Source organism: Nocardioides sp. REDSEA-S30_B4 (assembly GCF_001627265.1).
Lineage (GTDB): Bacteria > Actinomycetota > Actinomycetes > Propionibacteriales > Nocardioidaceae > Nocardioides.
The window spans coordinates 1-3,749 of record NZ_LUPI01000093.1; the positions used below are offsets into that span (position 1 = coordinate 1).

Consider the following 3,749-nt stretch of genomic DNA (forward strand, 5'->3'; position numbering starts at 1 on the left):
GGCCCACCCCCGGCGGAGGGTGGATGGGCCTGGCCCCCCTGGAGCGACGAAGGAGCGGAAGGGGTGGTTCCCCTCCGCCGGGGGTGGGCCCGGCCGGGAGCCGCGCCGCTCGGGCGCTGTCCGCACCGCCCCACCACTCACGACCGGCCACTCACGACCGGCCACCCACGACCGGCCCACCCATCGGCAGCCGGCTGGCCCGCGGGTCGGGTCAGGGGATGACCGGGACCGGCTCGGGCTCGGCCTCGGCCTGGGCGACCAGCGCCGCGAGGGCGGTGGGGGCGTCCGCGGTGACCATGGCACCGACGCCGTCGGCGCCCGGCCCGGTGACCTCGGTGGTGACGGTGACCAGCGAGCCGCCCTCGGCCGCCTCCACGACGTGGTCGACGCGGATCCCCAGCTCGCCCATCCGCAGCACGTCGAGGTAGCGCTCGTCGGGGTGCACGACCTCGAGCTCGAAGGGCATCTCGAAGCCGCCCGCCATCACCATGTGGCCCGTCGTGCCGACCCGGAAGGGGCCGTCGAGGACCACCTTCTCGACCGGCGGGTCCCAGGTCGGCCAGGTCGCGATGTTGCTCCACAGCGCCCAGATGCGTTCCGGCGACGCGGAGGTGTGCAGGGTCTCGACGTGGCGGAAGGTGGGAGCAGCATCCATGGCGGGGGAACCTATGCCCTCCGCGGCCGCCGCGCCAGGGTCTCACCCGGCCGGGCTCGTCCGGTCGGGCCGCCCCGAGCCGCACGCCGGGCCCCCGGCGTACGACGGAGCCCCGCCGACCCGGGGGTCGACGGGGCTCCGCGTGGTGCCGGGCCGCGGAGGCGGCTCCGGTGGTCTCAGGGCCTCAGGAGGAGGTCCCGACCTTGATCACCATGACGCCGTTCCTCTTGACCTTCTTGACCGTGATGGTCGTGCCGGTCTTGGGGACGTCGACCGAGCTCCAGCCGGGCTGGTAGCGACCCGGGTGGGTGCCGCTGCCGTGCTCGTCGCCGTCGTACCACCAGTCGAGGGTGTCGTCGAAGGTGCGCACCGGCTTGATCGGCGGGAGCGTGTAGTCCTCGCCCATCCAGTCGATCACCTGACGCTTGACCCGCTTCGTGCCGAAGGCGGCGTCGAAGGACGAGGTGCGCGGCCGGGCGAGGTCGCCGTCCGGCGTGTGCACGAACATCGGGTTGGCGTCGACGGGCAGCGCCATGCCGCCTCCGGGGTGGTCGCCGACGTTGTTGTCGGTGTAGGAGGTGTCCATGTAGGTGATGAGGGCACCCTCGCCCTGACGGTAGAAGTCGACGTGGTCGGGGTTCTCCGCGACGTCACCGAAGTGGTAGACGTGCTTGAGGAGACGGTCCCGCCCGACGTACTGCCGGTTGTCGACCAGGTATGCGTTGAGGTGCTCGGTGACCTCGGTGCCCGACGTGGTGCTGAAGCCGTCGAGGCTCCAGCCGTCGGCGCCGCCCTCGGCCGAGCCGACGGGCGTGCCGTCCAGGGTGATCTCGTCGACCTGGAAGCCGGGCAGCGCGACCGCGGCGTCGGTGAGGTAGCGGAAGCGGATGCCCACCGCCTCGGCCGGCACGGTAGCGGTCAGGTCGACCCATCCCCCGCTGCTGCCGGAGATGCCGGTGCCGTCGGGGTTGGCCCCGCCCTCGTCGGTGCCCTCGTAGGACTGGTCGGTGGGCACGTCCTCCCAGGTCTCACCGTCGGTGGTGGCCTGCAGGAAGGCGTAGTCCCAGCCGTCCTCGATGGTCCAGCGCGCCTTGGCGGTCAGCTCGCCGCCACCGTCGACCCCGCGGGTCATGGTGTGGTCGAGGTCGTTGCCCGACCCGGAGTAGTAGTAGGCGTCGCCGCACGTGGCGCAGGGGTCGCCCAGCTCGGTGGTGACCTCCTTGTCCGGGAGCAGCACCATCAGGGCGTTGTGCTCCTTGCCCTTGGTGGACTGCCCGGGCCGGATCCAGTGCTTGGAGGAGCGGCCGGCACGGGCCACGTCGTAGTCGAGCCAGCCGAGCTGGAACTTCTCCCAGGCACCGAACGGCATCGGGCGGTCGCCGATGCCCTCGTCCTTCTTGGCGGTGCCGCGCGACTGCGACATCAGCGACCAGAAGCCGGTGGAGTTCTCGGCGCCGCCGGTGTTGCCGGAGGTGTCGTAGAGGTCCGGCAGGCCCAGGTCGTGGCCGTACTCGTGGGCGAAGACCGACAGGCCGCCGTTCTCGGGCTGGATGGTGTAGTCGCCGACCCAGACGCCGGTCGGGTTGTCGGGCAGCTCGACGGCCGCGCCGTCGGGGTCGGAGGTGCCGCCCTCGCCGATGTCGACGCCGCCGAATGGTGCGCCGCCCTCGGGGCCGGTGCCGTAGGGCTGGACACCGGCGTACCAGCGGTGGCTCCAGATGGCGTCGCCGCCGTAGATCGGGTCGCCGTCGGCCTGGTCGCCACCGGCGTGCACGACCTGGAAGTGGTCGATGTAGCCGTCGGGCTCGTCGAAGTCGCCGTCACCGTCGAAGTCGTAGCGGTCCTGGACGTCGAAGGTCTTGAGGTACTCCTGGACCTGGGGCATCGTCCAGCCGGCGTCGAGGCGGCCCTGGGTCCAGATCGAGAGGGCGTCACGGATCAGGAACCAGGTGTTGTTGCAGCTGATGCCACCGCACAGGTCACGGCCGTAGCGGGCCTGGTTGAACGGCACCTTGACCCACTCGGTGACCTCACCGTCGAAGGAGTAGGTGCCCAGCGACTGCTCCTCGTAGAAGGCGCGCATCCGCTGGAAGTACATCTTCTCGTAGTAGGCCCGGTCGTAGTCCTTCTCCCACAGCGTGGAGTTGTCGGTGCTGCGGTCCGGCTTCGGGATCTCGTTGTGCAGCGGCCCGTCGTCGCGCTGGGCGTCGGACTCACCGGCGGGGTACGCCGAGTGCACGTCGTCGCCGAACTCCGCGAGCACCACGAAGATCCGGTCCTTGCCCTCCTGGGCGACCCGGGCGTAGGCGCCCTTGCCGACCCGCTCGACCGGGCCTCCGCGACCGCCGTCGCGCAGTCGCTGCTCCAGGGCCTGCTGGCGCAGGTCCTCGTACTTCTTCTGCCAGGGCATCAGGCGGACGTGGCCCGCCTGGTGCTGGTCCGCGTGGCCGTCCTGGGCGCTCACGCCGGTCACCTGTGGTGCGGCACCCGACGGCGCGGCACCCAGCGGCGTCGTCAGCGCAGCGGCGACGAGCGCGGAGCCCGCGACGGTGGCGAGCTTCTTCCTGCTCAACTGCTTCCTCCCTTGACCGAGAACAGGCTCGCGCGACGTGCGGGAGCCCGAGCCCTCCCGCACCGGTCCGGGGCGCGTGGGGGATGGAGAGAGACGACATCACGCGATACCCCCGGGGGAAGGGGGGAAGGGCATCGTTACCGGTTCGTGACCGACTCCTGACCGGGCCGCGGGGCCGGCGCTCAGCGCTCGCCGCTGATCTCCAGGACCCGGTCGCCCAGGCGCAGGACGTCGCCGTCGAGCAGGGTCACCGGGCGTCCTGGCGAGAGGTGGCGCGGCACGCCCTGGCGGATCAGCACCGAGCCGTTGGTCGAGCCGCGGTCCATCACCACCAGCGAGCCGTCGTCGGAGAGCTGCAGCTGGGCGTGGGTCTTCGAGACCGACATGTCGGTCGAGGACAGGGCGACCAGGTCGGCGACGGACTTGCCCTCCCGCGGCTGCGGGCCGCGGCCGAGCAGGGTCAGCCCGCGGACCAGGACGGTCTCGCCGGTGTCGGCCGTAGCCAGCCAGCGGGTCTCGGGC

Annotated in this window: 3 protein-coding genes; all 3 read right to left on the reverse strand. The window is 71.9% G+C overall.

What is annotated here, in order from left to right; translation table 11 throughout:
- Positions 1 to 211 precede the first annotated feature (211 nt).
- On the reverse strand, positions 212 to 655 hold the full coding sequence (locus tag A6R01_RS16220; RefSeq protein WP_292608050.1) for an SRPBCC family protein: 444 nt from the start codon (positions 653 to 655) through the stop codon (positions 212 to 214).
- A gap of 184 nt (positions 656 to 839) precedes the next feature.
- On the reverse strand, positions 840 to 3,227 hold the full coding sequence (locus A6R01_RS16225) for an immune inhibitor A domain-containing protein (protein WP_292608054.1): 2,388 nt from the start codon (positions 3,225 to 3,227) through the stop codon (positions 840 to 842).
- A 182-nt stretch (positions 3,228 to 3,409) separates the two neighbouring features.
- Positions 3,410 to 3,749: FHA domain-containing protein (locus A6R01_RS16230; RefSeq protein WP_292608057.1), on the reverse strand; the 340-nt coding region annotated here is incomplete at its 5' end.